Consider the following 17,557-nt stretch of genomic DNA (forward strand, 5'->3'; position numbering starts at 1 on the left):
TTAGCCTCATTAGTAATGCTTTGTTCATACTAATGAGATTCATAGTGCAGGAGGCATCTTTGGATCCAACGATTAATGCAGCAAATTTAGCTGCACCAGCAGCCGATTTATCCCCTTGGGCATTGTTTATTCATGCAGCCATTGTTGTAAAGTTGGTTATGATTGGTTTGGTCATTGCCAGTATCTGGGTATGGGCAGTTATCATTGATAAAATTGTTACTATTCGTAAAGCAAAACGTCAGGCTGATGAATTTGAAGATTTATTCTGGTCTGGTGGCAGCCTTGATGATTTGTATGATCAATACGGGGTGAAACCGAATCACCCAATGGCAGCTGTATTTAGTGCAGGCATGGGAGAATGGCGCAGATCAGCTAGAATTTCTGGTGTTGATATGAGCAGTGAAGGTGTAAAACAACGTATAGATCGGGCGATGTCTATCACAATTACCAGAGAGATGGAACGTTTGGAACGTTGGTTAACTTTGTTGGCAACAATCGGGCCCGTGGCTCCTTTTGTTGGGTTATTTGGTACTGTTTGGGGAATTATGCACGCTTTTGCATCCATCGCACAATCAAATAACACCAGTCTTGCGGTGGTTGCTCCTGGTATTTCAGAAGCATTATTCGCAACAGCATTAGGGTTGTTGACAGCTATACCCGCAGTGGTTGCATATAACTTTTTCAGTAATAAAATGAATTTGTTTGCTGAACGTTTAGAAGGGTTTGCGACAGAGTTCTCTGCGATTCTTTCTCGCCAATCAGAAGCATCAATGTCTTCTCAAAACTCTGGTAATGTAAATAATCAGGAATAAATCTAATGGGCTTTTCTGTTCAAGGTGGATCTGGCAGAGGGGGACGCGGTCGTCGTCGCCCCCAAGCAGATATTAACGTTACCCCGATGGTTGACGTGATGCTAGTGTTGTTAATTATCTTCATGGTCGCAGCTCCGATGATGACCAGTGGTATTAATGTGGATTTGCCTAAAACAGCTGCAAAGCCTGTTAATGCGGATACAAAACCGATTACGGTTACCGTCAAAGAGGATGGATCAGTTTATATGGGTGATAATCCAGTTGATATGAATCAGCTGGTTGAGCAACTCCGTGCTGTTTCTCAAAATGATCCAGAACATCGTATCTTTGTAAAAGGAGATCAGCATATTAATTATGGGCGTGTGATGGAAATTATGGGACGTATTACAGCAGGTGGATTTACACATGTTGCATTGCTTGCTCAGATGCCATCAGGAGCAGCAGCTGGGCAGCAGCCTGCACCATTGCCACCAGCTGCACCTTCTCATACTCCTTAATCAAAGGATTCTTATCGATGCTGGGTATGTATCGTTCTGAACGTAAACTTTTTGGTTGTTCTATTGCTGCCTCTATTGGATCGCATCTCAGTGTTGTGGTGTTGCTGGTGTTGTTGTCATTAACATTTCAAAGTGATCCCCCTCCTAAACCACCCGAAGAGCAACCTGTTCAGGTTGAATTTGAGAGTAAAGATACAGGACAAGAAACGCCTGCAAAAGCAGAAGTGGATTCTCCTAAACCAGATGCGCCAGCTCCTGAAAAATTAGATGCACCACCAGCACCGACGAAGCCTATTAATGCACCAACAGAAGAGCCTCCTCCTGTTCCTCCGCCACCTCAAGCATTACCACCGCCTCCACAAGCTGTGGCAAAGATTGATACGGTGCAACCTGTGCAGGAACAAGCAATGGAATCGCCTGCTGAATCAGCGGTAACGTTGCCCCCAGTTGTGGCGCCATTGACTTCGTCCTCTCAGTCTAAATCACCAGCACCTCCATCACCTTCACCAATGCCTGATGCACTGCCGACAGAACATCAGACATTTTCGAAAATAACCAAGCCCGAGAAAGCAAAGCAAGAAGTGCCTGATACTTCCGCTTTAGAAGCAGCAATTACGTCCAATCGCGCTGAACAAAAGCAAACACATCCCCCCAAATCTGCTGCGAATCCACGCCAAGGTGGTTCTCCAAATGGTGGTGGTGCAAGAAATGGTGACATAACCAAAGGGCTTTCAAAGGCCCAACAAGGCAGAATTGCTGATTCGGTTCGGGGTTGTTATACGCAAGATACGGCTGCCAAAAACTATGCGAATAACGTAGCGCATATGGTGGTTACTGTTGATAATGCGGGTATGGCTCGAATGGTAGATTTTGATGCTGCGACGAAAGCGAAGATGAGCAGTGATCCTGCCTATCGCGCGTTTGCTGAGCGTTCAAAAGATGCAGTATTGAGTCCCAAATGTTCTAAGCTACCCATTCCAAGTAATATGCTTGGGCAAAGAAATACCATTAAGTTTGTGTTTCGCCCTTAATATTATTGGTAAAAAAATGATGATAAAATATCGTTACATTATGCCACATAAATATGTTTTATTAAGTGGCTTATTCTGTAGCGGTATTTTACCTTCTGTTGCACTGTCAATAGAACAACGGTCATCGTCTAATGTAATGAAGTTTGAAAACGGTAAGCAACCAGTATTGCAATCTCAATTCCTAGTAACATCGTTAAAAGGTGATCGTGTAAATTAAAAGCAAATATACACGTCTCTTTCACATGTAAATTTTAATCAAGAGGATGCATATTATCTTGATGAAGATATAGCTGAAGATAATACTATGAAACCCTTCTAAGTTACAGCTAGGAGGGATCGCTGACTCGGTACGAAGATGTTACACCAAGATATTGCCGCTTCAAATTATGCAAATAATATTGCGCACATGATCGTTACTGTTGATAATACGGGGATGGCTTGAATAGTAGATTTTGATGCTCCGACGAAAGCGGGGATGAGGAGTAACTCCTCTTATCGTTTATTTACAGAGTGTTCAAGAGACGCGGTATTAAACCCAAATTGTCCTACGCTATCTATTCCAAGTAATATGCTGTTTGGAACAGAAATACAATTCAGTTTGCATTTAAGCCTTAGATATCTCTATGTTTATATATTAGGGTATTTTTATGTATAACTTCTTATTTCTCTCTTTTATATCTAGTATCCCATTTATATTCAAAGATGTGTTGAAGGAAGATTTGAACGTGCTTTCTTGTTATCAACAAAATACTGATACAAAGGAATTTATGGGATATAGAGCGCATATAATTATCTCTCTTGATGATAAAGGAGAGACAAAAAGTGTAGATTTTGATGCAGTAACAAAAGTCAAAATGAATAGTGATCCTAAATATCGTGTTTTTGCTGAGCGTTTGAAAGATTCTGTGTTAAATCCAGCTTGTTCTAGACCATAGATACTCATTAAGATACAAAAGAAGAATACGATTCGATTTGTATTTCGTCCATAAATATGTCGTAATTAAATAATAGTTTTTTGGATATATAAAGTTAAAAAGGAAAGTAACGTTATGCGTTCGATTATTTCTGATCAAGATGCTGATATTCTACGTGATGCATTGATGCCTCGTCGCACAGTATTATATGGGTGTGCCGCTGTTGGTGGGATTATGGCGACCCCTTTATCTGCTTTTGCACAGTCTGGCGATAACGCCCCAGGGGCTGCTGAAATTACAGTGGATCGCGCGCGTAACGAACCTATTCCTATCGTTATCCCAAATTTTGGGTCTGGAAATGGCGCTACAATCACACAAGTTGTTACTGATGATTTGAATAACACGGGTCTTTTTAAAGTAATCAGCTCTACTTCATCTGCTGCAACACCTGACTTTGCATCATATAAAGCGATGGGTGCTCGTGCTGTTGTGACGGGAAATGCCTCTGGTGGTCGGGTAGAGTTCCGTTTGTGGAATACATTAACAGGACAACAAATCCAAGGCACTGCATATTCTTTTTCAGGCAGTGGCGATGTTCGTCGTGTTGCTCATATGATTGGGGATGTGATTTACGAACGTATGTTGGGTGAAAAAGGTTATTTTAACACTCGCATGGCTTATGTTGCACAAACAGGACGCCGTTCAAATCCGACGAAACGCCTTGCCATTATGGATTATGATGGTGCGAATAGTCGTATGTTGACTAATGGTAAATGGTTGGTGTTGACCCCTCGTTTTAGTCCAGTCAGTAACCAAGTGGCATTCATGTCATATGTGAATAACCGTCCACGTGTTTATTTGTTCAACCTGCAAACTGGTCAGCAAAAAATATTGGGTGATTTTTCTGGGATTTCTTTTGCTCCTCGTTTCTCACCTGACGGGCGTTCCGTTGTTATGTCTGTGACTCGCGGGGCGGGATCAGATATTTATGTTGTGGATCTTGCTTCTGGTTCAAAAAGGCAATTAACTAGCTCTGGCGCAATTGATACCAGTCCATGTTACAGTCCTGATGGCTCTCAGATTGTGTTCTCTTCTGATCGTGGTGGAAAGCAACAACTATATATCATGAGTGCCAGTGGTGGTGGTGCGCATCGCATTTCTTATGGTAGTGGCAGTTATGCTGGTCCTGTGTGGTCACCTCGTAAAGATGTTATTGCCTTTGTACGTATTTCTGGTGGATTCTCCTTAGGGGTGATGGCGCCTGATGGTAGTGGGGAGCGTATTTTAACCCAAGGTTATACTGTTGAAAGTCCAACTTTCTGTCCAAATGGTCGTGTTCTTGCATTCTGTAATCAATCAGCAGCTGGTGCTGGCGGAGCAGGGTTCTCGTCCTCAATCAAAACCATTGATGTTACTGGATTTAATGAGCGCTCAATTCGCACGTCAACGATGGCGTCAGGGCCATCTTGGTCTTCTAGCAACACTTAAAAAATAAATATTAATTCTATATTAAAAATTATAAACAAAAAACAAAGTTTTTGATAAGGTAAAATTAATCTTAGCCTGAATTACAGGTTTGGGTGAAAAGAGCAAAGTTACTTTGTTCTTTTAATTTTTATATTTGTTTTGCGATCATTTATCATTGGGATAATTTGAAAGCGATTTTGTAGGAATACAGATAATGAAATTAAAGCTTCTTGGTGCTTTTGGTGCTGCATTGATGCTTGCTGCTTGCGGACACAGTGATGATAAAGGTGCGTCAACAGGAAATGGTGCTGGCCAACAAACTGTTAGTGGAGTAGTTCCTGGTAGCCAAGCTGATTTGGTTGCTAATGTTGGTGATCGTATTTTCTTCCCGTTCAATTCAAATAATTTAACTAGCGATGCACGTTCAACATTAAACCGTCAATCAGAATGGTTAAAACGTTATCCAAACGTACAAGTTATGGTTGCTGGTAACTGCGATGATCGTGGAACAGAAGAATATAACATTGCGTTAGGTTCACGTCGTGCAAATGCTGCTCGTGATTACTTGGTATCTTTGGGTGTTTCTCCTGATCGTGTTACTACGATCTCTTATGGTAAAGATCGCCCAGTTGCAGAAGGTGATAATGAAGAATCATACGCACAAAATCGTAATGCAACGACTTCTGTACGTTAAAATATATTGATTTATCGATATTGATAAAAAGCCGATAAAACGTATTATATGTTTTATCGGCTTTTTGTTATTTATAAAAATAAAATTTGTTTGTTGGATAAGTTATAAAGCAATTGGTAACTAGATCATCCTATTAAGATATCTCAAAGGGTAATGTAAATGCTATTTTTTGATACTCGTGTTGTTAAACAACCTGAATATTTATCGTATAAAAAACTTTTTAGAGGCGCATTATTGGGGGTATTTTTACTTTCTGGAGGAATAACCAACAATGCTCTTGCACAAGATGTTTCTAGTCGAGATGTTATCTCATTGCAAAATCAAATTGAGTCGTTAAAAGCACAAGTCAGCCAATTGCAACAAACGACATCATTTTCTGGTAATTCAGATCGTCATACTAAAAGCAATAGTAATAATAAAAGCAGTGGTGATCCTAGTGGATTATTACCCGAATTATTAACAAGAGTGAATAATTTGGAGGATCAGCAACGTGTCATGCGCGGACAACTTGACGATTTAACCAATCAAGTTCAAACAAAAATTGATTTACTAAATAAAAAAATTGATGATGCCAATTTCGCTGCAGGGGGAAATGGTGGGGGATCAACTGCACCAGCTGCTAAGGCTGCACCTGTTGAATCTGCTTCATCTGAAACACCAAAACCAGCATCAAGTGCAGGGGATTCATTGAAAGATGGTCAGCAAGCATTATTAAGTAAAAATTATTCTCAGGCAGAATCGATTGCTCGAAATATCGTTGCAACACCACAAGGGAAAAAATCTGTTCCAGCTCATTTCTTGTTGGCACAATCCCTGGCTGGACAACAACGTTATAAAGATGCATCTGTTGGATATTTTGATATATATAAAAAATTCCCTGATTCGACACGTGCACCCGAAGCATTATTGGGAGTAGGGATTACATTATTGAAAAATGGCGATAGTGCAGCTTCTTGCCAAGCACTAAATTTATTAAATAGTAAATACCCAAATGCTTCTAGTCGCATTAAAAATGCCGCAACCAGTTTACATAAAAAGGCAAAATGTTCTTAAAATTGCATAATGGATGATTTAAGCTTTTCTCCTCTGACTCAAATTGAGTTTAATCAATATATTGAACCTTTGGGGCCATGGGGAGAGGATAAGGACAATATCCCTCCTATAGCGGTTGCGGTTTCAGGAGGGGCAGATAGCTTATGTCTTGCATTAATGCTCTCAAGATGGCGTAAAAACATTCATGCTTTTATTGTGGATCATCAGTTGCGGACATCTTCAGGGCAAGAGGCAATTATTACTCAAAACCGTTTATCTCGTTTATCTATTCCATCTACGATTTTAACGCTAAATAATTTGAACGCAGGTGCTGCTCTAGAAGAGAGAGCTAGAATAGCAAGGTATGATGCGTTATTCGATGCTTGCTCTAAAAAAGGATGTCTTGATTTATTACTTGGGCATCATGCTGGGGATCAGGCTGAAACCGTTTTGATGCGTATTCGTGCAGGCAGTGCGGCGGACGGTTTGGCTGGTATGGCGTTGATTATGGATTTACCAAATATAAGGTTGGTCAGACCATTATTATCCGTGCCTCCACAACGATTACGTGCAACTTTGAAAAAAGAAAATATTGTTTGGATAGAAGATCCTTCGAACCAAGACATGCGTATTCGACGTAATCAATTAAGAAAAGAGCTATCGACGAGTTCTCAACAATCCGGTGCAATATCTACTTTGTTACAGCGTTCTCGTGAAGAAGGACGTAACCGCATGAAAAAAGATAAAGAACAAGCAGATTTATTGGTTCAACATGTGGAGATTAGACCAGAAGGATTTGCACTTTTATCAACCTCAACAATAGAATCCAGAGCATTAGGGGCGATCATCCGAACAATTTCAGGTTCTATTTATGCACCTGTGTCTCAGTCATTAGAAAGGCTACGTCATTTACGTTCAATGACTGTTGGTGGTGTTAAAATACAGCCAGCAGGCAGGTTGGGTGATGGATGGTTAATGTTTCGTGAAGAGGCTGCTATGCAAAAAAGGGTGCAGGTTGTTCCAGATTGTATTTGGGATTATCGGTTTCGAGTCATTATTCCTGATGGGCAAATGAAAGATGGAATAGAGGTTGGTGCCTTGGGGGACGGATATAAGCAATTTGCTCATCGTAATACGCTCCCTTCGGCTTTATTAAGAGTGTTACCAGCGTTTTGGGATAATGAAACTTTAATAGCAGTACCACATTTGAATGTATTTTTACAAAGTGACGTTAAAAATTGGCAAATTATTTTTCAGCCTAAACAACCAATGACACAAAGTTATCTTTTTTTGGGTATATAATGTGGAACACAAGATTTAATTTGATGAATTAAAATGAGGGAAAATAATTTTTTTGACTAGGAAAATATTAGTTTAGTTCTTATGTTAAATAAGTAATAGTAAATAATAAAACAAAATAATCTTCATTTTGTTTAAGGGATCTGTAAAACAAGACGTGTTTGTTTTGAACATGGAAATATAAAATAGTATGAACAAAAAGAATTTTGGCCGTAATTTAAGTTTATGGGTTGTTGTGATCGTGATGGTCATGCTAGCTGCTGGATTTTTCCGTCCAGATACAGGGCAATCTACTGGAGAACAAATTAATTATTCACAGTTCATCAGTAATATCGATCAAGGAAAAGTAAAGTCTGTCGTTATTCAAGACCGTAATTTAAGCGGTAAGTATAAGGATGATAAAACTTTTACTACATATTTGCCCCCATCAACGAATGATTTGCTTGTAAAACTATCAAGCAAAGATGTTTCTATTGAGGCAAAACCTTTGGATAACCAACCCAATTTATTTTGGCGTTTGATTATTAATTTGCTTCCGACATTGTTGATTATTGGGCTATTTATTTTGCTTATGCGCAATATGCAAGGTGCAGGTGGAAAAGCAATGGGTTTTGGGAAATCCAAAGCTAAGATGTTGACTGAGAAACAAGGTCGTGTCACGTTTGCAGATGTTGCAGGGATTGACGAAGCTAAAGCCGAGTTAGAAGAAATTGTTGAATATTTAAGAGATTCTCAAAAATTCCAACGGTTGGGCGGTAAAATTCCTAAAGGGGTTTTATTAGTTGGACCTCCTGGAACGGGTAAAACATTGCTAGCTCGTGCGATTGCTGGTGAAGCAAATGTTCCATTTTTTACCATTTCAGGTTCAGATTTTGTTGAAATGTTTGTTGGTGTAGGTGCTTCCCGTGTTCGTGATATGTTCGAGCAGGGCAAGAAATCAGCTCCTTGTATTATCTTTATCGACGAAATTGATGCTGTAGGTCGTCATCGTGGCGTTGGTATGGGTGGTGGCAATGATGAACGTGAGCAAACTTTAAACCAAATGTTAGTTGAGATGGATGGATTTGATAGCAGTGAAAGCGTTATTCTGATTGCTGCAACAAACCGCCCTGATGTTCTCGATCCTGCATTACTGCGTCCGGGACGTTTTGATCGTCAGGTCGTTGTTCCTAATCCTGATGTGGCTGGACGTGAAAAGATTTTGCGTGTGCATATGCGTAAAGTGCCTGTAACCAGTGACGTTGATCCGAAAGTTATTGCCAGAGGTACCCCAGGATTTTCTGGCGCAGATCTTGCCAATTTGGTCAATGAAGCAGCCTTGTTAGCAGCACGTTTGAATCGTCGTACAGTTTCGATGCTCGAGTTTGAAAATGCCAAAGACAAAGTCATGATGGGTGCAGAACGTCGCTCGTTAGTGATGAGCGATGAAGAGAAGAGAAATACGGCTTATCATGAAGCAGGCCATGCACTTTGTGCGCTTTTAATTCCTGGATGTGATCCTGTGCACAAAGCCACCATTATTCCTCGTGGACGCGCGTTGGGGATGGTGATGAGCTTACCTGAAGGGGATCGTTATTCTGAAACCAAATTGAGATGTAAAGCCCGACTTGTCTTGGCTATGGGTGGTCGTTGTGGTGAAGAATTAGCCTTTGGCCCTGAAAATATCACTAGTGGTGCATCTGGCGACATTCAAATGGCAACCAACCTTGCTCATAACATGGTGACTGAGTGGGGAATGAGTGAGAAGCTCGGTATGGTTAATTATGGTGATGGTGAGCAAGGTTATTGGCAAAAACCAAGCAAATCAGGGTCTACCATTCGTGAGATCGAGATTGAAGTCAAACAATTAATTGATGAAGCATACACTCGGGCAATGAATTTGCTAACTGAACACAGAGAAAAGTGGGAAAGGTTAGCTGAAGGATTGTTAGAATATGAGACATTAAACGCTGATGAGATTCAACGTGTTTTACGTGGTGAAAAGATCGAGGGTAGTTTCACAGATGATACGATGAAAAATCTTCGTTCATCTGTTCCTGAGATTGTAACTCCTGAGGCAACAGAAATCTTGTCTGAAAATAAACGGGTCGAAAATGAGAGTAAAACGACATCTTTAAATCTGGATAAATCAGAAGATAAAACAGACCCAACTGCGTAGTCCATTCAACAAATAAGAAAAATTTTAAAGTGAAAGAAGTTTTTTTCTTTCACTTTTTTTATATATAGGCTTGGCGAACCAGCAATTTCTTTATAGTAAATAAAGAATGCAAGATATATTTTTAGAGCCAATGGCATTCTTATATGACGACGTTGCTGAGCAAGCGATACAAAATAAGAACGCTTATCCATTTTTAGGTCAGCAAAGACTAGCGTTTTCAATGGTGAAGCAAGTAAGTTATCGTAAAGAGTGTTTTCCTTTGTCGAAAGATTTATTTCCAGTAATATGGCAGGAAAAATTAAATCAATTATCGTCTCCGCTGCCTATGGCACATTTACCTTCTGGTCCGTTAGTGATGGGAATATTAAATATCACACCAGATAGTTTTAGTGATGGTGGTAAGCACTTTCAGTTAAATGATGCTATTCGTGCAGGCCATCAGATGGTCACGGATGGGGCTGCAATTATTGATATTGGCGGTGAAAGCACAAGACCAGGATCTATTCCAATCACACCACAAGAAGAATGTGAGCGTATTGTGCCTGTTATTAAACAGTTGCGAGGGTGTGGTGCTTTAATTTCAGTGGATACACGCCATGCACAAACGATGCGCGTAGCTTTAGAAGCTGGTGCTGATATTATCAATGATATTTCGGCACTTGATGATCCTGAGAGTGCAAAGATTATTGCTCAAGCAAAATGCCCTGTTATTTTAATGCATATGCGTGGAACACCTCAGACAATGGGAAATTGTACAAGATATGGGAATGTTTTGTATGATGTTTTATCCGAGTTAACCATTAAGATTCAAAAAGCAGAGCAAGCAGGAATCTCCCGTGATCAAATTATCATCGATCCAGGTATCGGGTTTGCAAAAAATAAACAGCATAATTTATTATTAATAAAGCATTTTTCAGTTTTAGCAAATTTAGGATGTCGTTTATTATTGGCGGTATCTAGAAAACGTTTTATTAAAGAAGTTATGAATAATTTTATTTGCGAACATTATGATTGGGGAACAATGGTTGCCTCATTGCCATTTATGATGGTTGGCAATGGGATAATTCGGGTGCATAATGTGCCTGCAATAGTACAATCAATCAAACTATGGCAAGCTTTACATTAAGGTTTAAAAAGAGCAGGCTATTGTAAAACAAACAACCTTGGAAAGACAGATGAGTAATCAAAGAGTTTTTTTTGGCACTGATGGAATTCGTGGTACGGCAAATAGTAATCCAATGACTGTTGAGGTCGCGCAAAAGCTGGGACAGGCGGTTGGTTTGTTATTTATGGACGAAGGAGATCAAAGGCGACATCAAGTCTTGATTGGCAAAGATACACGTTTGTCAGGCTATATGATTGAAAGTGCACTGATTGCAGGGTTTCTATCCGCGGGGATGGATGTGATCGTGGTAGGGCCGATGCCCACACCAGCGATTGCAATGCTGACACGGTCGTTGCGTGCTGATTTAGGGGTTATGATTTCTGCGTCGCATAATCCATATTATGATAATGGTATCAAGATTTTTGATCGTGATGGGTTTAAACTCTCTGATGCTCAAGAAATTGAAATTGAGCGATTAATACAATCTGACCTCTCTCATCGTCTTGCTAGCCCTGAACATATAGGGCGAGCTGTTCGCTTAGATGATGCTGCTGGACGTTATATTGAACATGCAAAGGCTTCTTTTCCAAGGCAATATCGTCTCAATGGATTAAAAATTGTCATTGATTGTGCGAATGGCGCAGCTTATAAAGTTGCCCCGGCAGCATTATGGGAGTTAGGAGCAGAAGTTATTTCGTTAGGATGCAAACCCAATGGATTTAATATTAATAAAAATTGTGGCTCTACTCATCCAGAGGCATTATGCCAAGCTGTTATTGAACATCAAGCAGATATTGGCATTGCCCTTGATGGTGATGCAGATCGAATGTTACTGGTTGATGAAACTGGAAAAGTTCTTGATGGTGATCAAATTCTCGCTGTGATTGCATCTTCTTGGGTTGAGAAAGGATATATGCCCAATAAAAATGTTGTTGCAACGATTATGTCAAATATGGGATTAGAACGTTTTTTTAAATCCCAAAATATCGAATTATTAAGAACACAAGTTGGAGATCGCTATGTTGTTGAAAAAATGCGTGAGCTTGGGTGTATCATTGGTGGAGAGCAATCTGGGCATATGATTTTGTCCAATTTTTCAACGACAGGAGACGGTTTAATTGCTGCGTTACAAGTGCTAGCTGTTTTGGTCGAAAGAAAAGAAAAAGCGAGCGTCGTTTGTAATAAATTCTCTCCATTCCCGCAAGAATTAAGAAATATACGTTTTCAAGGAAGCGATCCTCTGACCCATGAAAATGTACAAAACGCATTAAGAGAGGCTGAAGAGCAATTAGGTAAAGATGGTCGTATTATTCTAAGAAAAAGCGGCACTGAACCTCTGATACGCGTTATGGCAGAGGCAGAGGATTATGCCAGTGTTGATCGAATATTAACCCATTTATGTGATGTTATTCAGAATGTCAAAGATTGCTAGCTTTGTTTTCTTTTTGATTTTAATAATAAATAGGAAATTACATTGTTTATCAGCTGGTTACTTTGCACAAAGAAACTGGCTGGTGCGGATAAGAGTTGCTGAGAAGGTTGAATATAACGATCATTTGTTAAGTCTAAGGATGAGTTATTAATCATGCTTTGCAAATGATAAGGTGTTGTTTGTGCATGAAATTGCAGCCCAATAACATGATTTTTAATTTGAAATGCTTGATTTTCGCATATTGAGCTGGATGCAAGTAATGTTGCATTTTCAGGCAGCTCAAATTCGTCTTTATGCCAAAATAAACTTGTAAAATGGTCTGGGAAATGAAAACAGTTTCTTTTAGAGGTTGATTCCGCTTTTATAGGATACCAACCAATAGCTTTATGAGGAGCAGAACGTACTTTTGCTCCAAAAATATCGGCAATTAATTGTGCACCGAAACATATACCCAATGTTGGAATGTTATTTTCAATTGCTTGTCTAATGAGTTCTTTTTCTTTTTTAAGCCAAGGATATTGCTCTTCATCATATATGCTCATTGGGCCACCTAAAATAATTAATAGGTTGGCAGATTCAATATTCGGAAGAGGGGAATCGGGTTTATACAAGAAGCAGATATCTGATGCAATGCCTTGCTCATGTAGCCATGATAAAATATACCCAGGGCCTTCGAAAATCGCATGCTGTAAAATAATAGCTCTCATTTTAGACCATTCCAAATACAAATTTTACTATTGTTTATAGTATATAGTGCAAACATTAAACAAATAAAGCCCCTATTGCATAATAAGGGCCTTATGACAAGGTTTATCTATAATTTTTTATGTAAAATTATAGAGTTGCTTCACCTTTTTTCCAGCTACATGGGCACAGACCACCGTCTTGTAATGCATCAAGAATACGAATGAATTCTGCTGGATTACGGCCAACTGATAAATCATTTGCACTGACATGGCGGATAACGCCTGTAGGATCAACAATGAATGTTGCGCGTAGGTTTACGCCTGCAGCATAGTGCAATACACCAAGTGCTGAAGAAAGCTCACGTTTATTATCTGCTAGCATTGGAATTTCTAAGTTTCTCAACTGGTCGTTGTGTAAACGCCAATTTAAATGAACGAAAGCAGAATCAATTGAAAGACCATAAACAGCAGTATTACGTTCAGCAAATTCTTTTTGTAGATCGCTAAAGGCAACGATTTCTGTTGGGCAAATAAACGTAAAGTCCATTGGCCAGAAAAAGAATAGTTTCCATTTTCCGCTATCATCTTTGTTAGAGATGGTTTGGAATTTGCCTTCTGCACCTTGATCCAAGCCTGCTTGTCCAGCAGCAACAGCATCTAAGCTAAATGATGGGAATTGATCGCCAACTGTTAACATGATTATCTCCATATAAAAAATAAAAAACAGGAATAGATTGCTCTATACTCTATATCTATTTATGGGTATGTATGATTAAATATTCAAATGAATTCTTTTGTAATAAATGATTGAAAAAATCGATGGACATTCTTCCTTCACCACAACAGCTGCGTTATTTGATCGCTCTTTCTGAGCAAAGACACTTTGGCAGAGCTGCAAATGTTTGCTCTGTTACTCAATCGACTTTGTCTGCGGGTATATTAAATTTAGAACGTCAATTTGATGTCGCTATTTTAGACAGAACAGCTGGAAAGCGGGTAGTCTTCACGCCAATAGGTGAAGAGGTTATCATTCAAGCAAAGGTTGCGTTACAAGGGCTAGAATCAGTTCGAGATGTTATTCATTTCGTGCAAGAACCTTTTTCATCATCGTTAAGACTTGGAATTATCCCCACAGTAGCCCCTTATATACTTCCTGATGTTATTCGGAATATAAGACACAATTATCCTAAATTAACGTTAAGCCTTCACGAAGATTTGACAGAAAATTTAATGGAAAAACTTGCCATCGGTCATTTGGATTTATTGGTGATTGCGATGCCATGTGATTGTAGCGGCGCGGAAACTTTCTTTTTGTTTAAGGACGATTTTTTTATTATTATGCCTAAAGATCACCCATTGGAACAATTTGATCGTATTCGCTTAGATCAAATTGAAGCTAAAGAGATTATTTCTTTACAAGATGGTCATTGTTTGAAGGATCAAACTTTGGATATGTGTAGACAAGGGCAAAATTTTAAAACCGTTTCAGATTCTCATAATGATTTTACGGCTTCTTCGCTTAAAACAATTATTAATATGGTTGGAATTGGATTAGGTGTAGCTTTCATACCCAAAATGGCAATTGAAAGTGAAATTGGCGATCGTTCTGATATTGTAGTTCGTCCTTTAGATGGAAATCCAACATGCAGAACGATTGGTTTGGCTTGGCGACGTAATTCTTTAAGAGCAAGCGAGTTCAAACAATTCGAAAAAGTATTCCAAAATTTAAAAATATAGTCTTAGGATTTGACTTTTTCTTATTTTTCTTTATATAAGAGCTAACTTTCGAATTTATTGCCTTGGGTGGAATTGAAATTATGAAAATTAGAAACAGCTTACGTTCGGCTAAATTGCGTGACAAAGACTGCCGTATCGTTCGTCGTCATGGAAGAGTATATGTTATTAATAAGAAAAATCCACGTATGAAAGCACGTCAAGGTTAATCTTATTTATTTACTTATAGAACATCCTTTTACGAGGATGATCTTTTATGAATATGAGTTTAAAAAGGTTTCTATTTTTATAAATAGAAGCCTTTTTTTGCATTTATATGTCTTTAATCATAATATTGATATTTATTTTGTGGGGGATATATGAATGAATATTTATATATTGTTATTTGATAATTTCCGCACGCTGGACGTTTTTGGTCCCGTAGATGTTTTTGGGGAGGTTAGCGAATTCACTTTACATTATTGCTCATTAGTAGATGGATTAGTGTATAGCTCTCATCACGTACCCATTATGACTGAAGTAATGCCATTAACAATATTTTCAGATTCGATCATATTTATCCCAGGAGGGATAGGGACACGATCTTTGGTTAATGACGTTGGGTTCACCAAGGCGCTAACACATATTATTCCACAAGCATCTTATTGCTTAACGGTATGTACAGGATCAGCACTGGTTGCCAAAACGGGATTATTAGAAGGTAAAACAGCAACTTCAAACAAAAAAGCATGGTCTTGGGTGACGTCGGTTAATCCCCAAGTCAATTGGCAGTATCATGCACGTTGGTGTATTGATGGTTGTTTTTATACTTCATCAGGCATATCAGCTGGTACAGATATGGCTTTAGGATTCGTTGCAGATTTATATGGTCAAGAACGTTCGAGATTGATTGCTGATTCAATGGAGTATGTATGGAATAATCAAAGTTACAATGACCCTTTTGCTGAACCAATGTGACGTTTATTGACGGTGCTGAGCAGGCTTTTCAGGTTTGTTTGCCAAGTCAGATCGAATCATTTCTACATGATCTGCACTAAGGTCTTTATCTTGCGCTTCGGGTATTCCTTTGGCGAGTAAATATATACGTGTTGAGGGAATACCCTGGTTAATCAAAACAGCGCGAATAGCTAACCCACGATTTAATGCCATACGACGAGGTGTTGATAAATCATCGGCATTGCCATGGCTATAGGCATTCAAATAAACTGTAGATTCAGGATGTTGTTTTAACATATTGGCATAGTCCATAATGGCTTTCATCATGGATTCGTTTAAATCTACACTATTTTGATCAAAAATAAGTAATGTATGTTTTGACGTAGCACGTACTTCTCCTTTGACCTCTTTGATAACTTTAGGCATCTCTGGTGGTGCAGGGGGATGTAATGGCACGACAATATTTGCATCTTTAAATACAGGCACAGGAGGTGGTGCAGGGGGGATTGTTGCTGACACAGCAGGTTTTACGCTTGCTGGTGGCTTTGTTTCTACTGGTGTTGTAGTTTTTTTTGTATTTTTTTCTTTTTGATGTTTTTTCTTATCAGAATGCTTATTGGTTTTTTTTGCTTCTTTATTTTTAGTTTTATGACCGTCTCCCAAGTTGCTCAAAGCAGAGTGATTGACACTTACTTGGGCAATAGCATTGGGTGTGGATAATAGAACTAAACTAGCAAAAGCAGAGGTTAAAAAAAGTTGATTTCTTTTTTTTAGAAGAGAAAAAGGAGATAGAGGAAATAAAGGAAAATTCATAATATAGCCTAACAATCAACTTTCTTTAAAATAAACGCACTTAAGAATAATATATTAATTCATTATTTGTTTGGAGTATTATCCGAGATAATTTCTCTGATTGTAGAAAATAATGCGGCATTGGCAGCAACAGTATCTACAGACATACCAATATCATTCAAAGGATTTCCTTGTATATCAGAGACATGCCCACCAGCTTCTCTGACTAAAATCAATCCTGCAGCAACATCCCATGGCTTTAACCCAAGCTCCCAGAAACCTTCATATCGGCCAGCGGCCACCCATGCCAAATCCAAAGCAGCAGCGCCAAAACGCCGTAACCCAGCTATTTGAGGCATTAATGAGCTTACAGTTTGTACAAACCCTTTTCTTTTTTCTTCAGTAGAAATTGCAAAAGGAATGCCCGTTGCAAACACGGCTTGGTACATATCCCTTCTTGCAGATACACGTAGGCGGCGTTCATTTAGAAATGCGCCAATCCCTTTTTCAGCCCAGAACATTTCATTCGCAACGGGGTTGTATACAAGACCAGACACAATTTCGATATCGCCATTGTCATTACGTTTTTGTAAAGCAATTGAAATTGCCCAGTGTGGGATGCCATGTAAAAAATTGGTCGTGCCATCTAATGGATCAACGATCCAACGCCAGCTCCAATTATCACTGCCGGAATATCCACTTTCTTCCATCAAAAAAGCATATCCAGGGCGCGCTTTTTCAAGCTCTGTGCGAATCGTGGATTCGGCTCGCAAATCTGCTTGAGACACGAAATCTCCTGGTCCTTTAACACTGACTTGAAGCATTTCCACTTCGTTAAAATCTCGCAATAAACCGCGTGCAGCTTTTTGTGCAGCGTTTTGCATTACCATCATATGAGGAGAAAGTCGCATAGCCATAAGCAAGTTCCTGAATATTATAAAGAAAGGGCTTGGTAGTAAATAATTAAC

At 39.1% G+C, this 17,557-nt stretch carries 19 protein-coding genes; 15 read left to right on the forward strand and 4 right to left on the reverse strand.

Going from position 1 to position 17,557, the window contains the following annotated elements:
- Positions 1-32: 32 nt before the first annotated feature.
- From tolQ to glmM, 12 genes are all read left to right on the forward strand, one after another.
- Positions 33-812 (forward strand): protein TolQ, encoded by a 780-nt coding sequence (gene tolQ / locus PQG52_RS02460; protein WP_271827743.1) that lies wholly within the window; start codon positions 33-35, stop codon positions 810-812.
- Positions 813-817: 5 nt separating this feature from the next.
- A complete protein-coding gene (gene tolR / locus PQG52_RS02465) occupies positions 818-1,309 on the forward strand; it encodes a protein TolR (RefSeq protein WP_271827744.1) in 492 nt (163 codons plus the stop codon).
- Positions 1,310-1,326: 17 nt separating this feature from the next.
- The gene (locus tag PQG52_RS02470) at positions 1,327-2,340 is read left to right on the forward strand and encodes an energy transducer TonB (RefSeq protein ID WP_271827746.1); all 1,014 of its coding nucleotides are present in this window, start codon (positions 1,327-1,329) and stop codon (positions 2,338-2,340) included.
- Positions 2,341-2,356: 16 nt separating this feature from the next.
- A complete protein-coding gene (locus PQG52_RS02475) occupies positions 2,357-2,557 on the forward strand; it encodes a hypothetical protein (RefSeq protein WP_271827747.1) in 201 nt (66 codons plus the stop codon).
- A gap of 508 nt (positions 2,558-3,065) precedes the next feature.
- Positions 3,066-3,275, forward strand: coding sequence for a hypothetical protein (locus tag PQG52_RS02480; protein WP_271827749.1), 210 nt, complete (start codon positions 3,066-3,068; stop codon positions 3,273-3,275).
- Positions 3,276-3,389: 114 nt separating this feature from the next.
- Entirely contained in the window at positions 3,390-4,742 is a 1,353-nt protein-coding gene (tolB, locus tag PQG52_RS02485; protein ID WP_271827750.1) for a Tol-Pal system beta propeller repeat protein TolB, read from the forward strand.
- Between the two features lie 193 nt (positions 4,743-4,935).
- Positions 4,936-5,415, forward strand: a complete 480-nt coding sequence (gene pal, locus PQG52_RS02490) for a peptidoglycan-associated lipoprotein Pal (protein ID WP_271789028.1) — start codon at positions 4,936-4,938, stop codon at positions 5,413-5,415.
- Positions 5,416-5,574: 159 nt separating this feature from the next.
- Positions 5,575-6,468, forward strand: a complete 894-nt coding sequence (locus PQG52_RS02495) for a tol-pal system YbgF family protein (protein WP_271827751.1) — start codon at positions 5,575-5,577, stop codon at positions 6,466-6,468.
- A gap of 9 nt (positions 6,469-6,477) precedes the next feature.
- Positions 6,478-7,749 (forward strand): tRNA lysidine(34) synthetase TilS, encoded by a 1,272-nt coding sequence (gene tilS, locus PQG52_RS02500; protein WP_271827753.1) that lies wholly within the window; start codon positions 6,478-6,480, stop codon positions 7,747-7,749.
- Between the two features lie 187 nt (positions 7,750-7,936).
- Complete coding sequence (gene ftsH / locus PQG52_RS02505; RefSeq protein ID WP_271827754.1) at positions 7,937-9,904, forward strand: ATP-dependent zinc metalloprotease FtsH; 1,968 nt, start codon at positions 7,937-7,939, stop codon at positions 9,902-9,904.
- Between the two features lie 106 nt (positions 9,905-10,010).
- Positions 10,011-11,030 carry a dihydropteroate synthase gene (gene folP, locus PQG52_RS02510; RefSeq protein ID WP_271827756.1) on the forward strand — a complete coding sequence of 340 codons (1,020 nt, stop codon included), beginning with the start codon at positions 10,011-10,013 and terminating at the stop codon, positions 11,028-11,030.
- Between the two features lie 49 nt (positions 11,031-11,079).
- Positions 11,080-12,441 (forward strand): phosphoglucosamine mutase, encoded by a 1,362-nt coding sequence (gene glmM, locus PQG52_RS02515; protein WP_271827757.1) that lies wholly within the window; start codon positions 11,080-11,082, stop codon positions 12,439-12,441.
- On the opposite strand, the gene PQG52_RS02520 is transcribed toward glmM, so the two are convergent.
- Positions 12,438-13,148 carry a type 1 glutamine amidotransferase gene (locus tag PQG52_RS02520; protein ID WP_271800849.1) on the reverse strand — a complete coding sequence of 237 codons (711 nt, stop codon included), beginning with the start codon at positions 13,146-13,148 and terminating at the stop codon, positions 12,438-12,440. The two genes, glmM and PQG52_RS02520, sit on opposite strands and share 4 nt — an antisense overlap.
- Before the next feature lie 127 nt (positions 13,149-13,275).
- Entirely contained in the window at positions 13,276-13,824 is a 549-nt protein-coding gene (locus PQG52_RS02525; RefSeq protein WP_271789021.1) for a peroxiredoxin, read from the reverse strand.
- 122 nt (positions 13,825-13,946) lie between these two features.
- On the opposite strand from PQG52_RS02525, the gene PQG52_RS02530 reads away from it, so the two are divergent.
- From PQG52_RS02530 to PQG52_RS02540, 3 genes are all read left to right on the forward strand, one after another.
- Complete coding sequence (locus PQG52_RS02530) at positions 13,947-14,864, forward strand: hydrogen peroxide-inducible genes activator (RefSeq protein WP_271789020.1); 918 nt, start codon at positions 13,947-13,949, stop codon at positions 14,862-14,864.
- A gap of 80 nt (positions 14,865-14,944) precedes the next feature.
- Complete coding sequence (ykgO, locus tag PQG52_RS02535; protein WP_034336436.1) at positions 14,945-15,070, forward strand: type B 50S ribosomal protein L36; 126 nt, start codon at positions 14,945-14,947, stop codon at positions 15,068-15,070.
- Between the two features lie 154 nt (positions 15,071-15,224).
- Complete coding sequence (locus PQG52_RS02540) at positions 15,225-15,818, forward strand: DJ-1/PfpI family protein (RefSeq protein WP_271827758.1); 594 nt, start codon at positions 15,225-15,227, stop codon at positions 15,816-15,818.
- 3 nt (positions 15,819-15,821) lie between these two features.
- Here the strand turns inward: PQG52_RS02540 and PQG52_RS02545 are convergent, their stop codons facing one another.
- Positions 15,822-16,610, reverse strand: coding sequence for an OmpA family protein (locus tag PQG52_RS02545; protein ID WP_271800847.1), 789 nt, complete (start codon positions 16,608-16,610; stop codon positions 15,822-15,824).
- A 62-nt stretch (positions 16,611-16,672) separates the two neighbouring features.
- Positions 16,673-17,500, reverse strand: a complete 828-nt coding sequence (locus tag PQG52_RS02550) for an inositol monophosphatase family protein (protein WP_271789527.1) — start codon at positions 17,498-17,500, stop codon at positions 16,673-16,675.
- Positions 17,501-17,557 lie beyond the last annotated feature (57 nt).

The organism is Commensalibacter communis (genome assembly GCF_947179105.1).
GTDB classification, from domain to species: Bacteria; Pseudomonadota; Alphaproteobacteria; order Acetobacterales; family Acetobacteraceae; genus Commensalibacter; species Commensalibacter communis.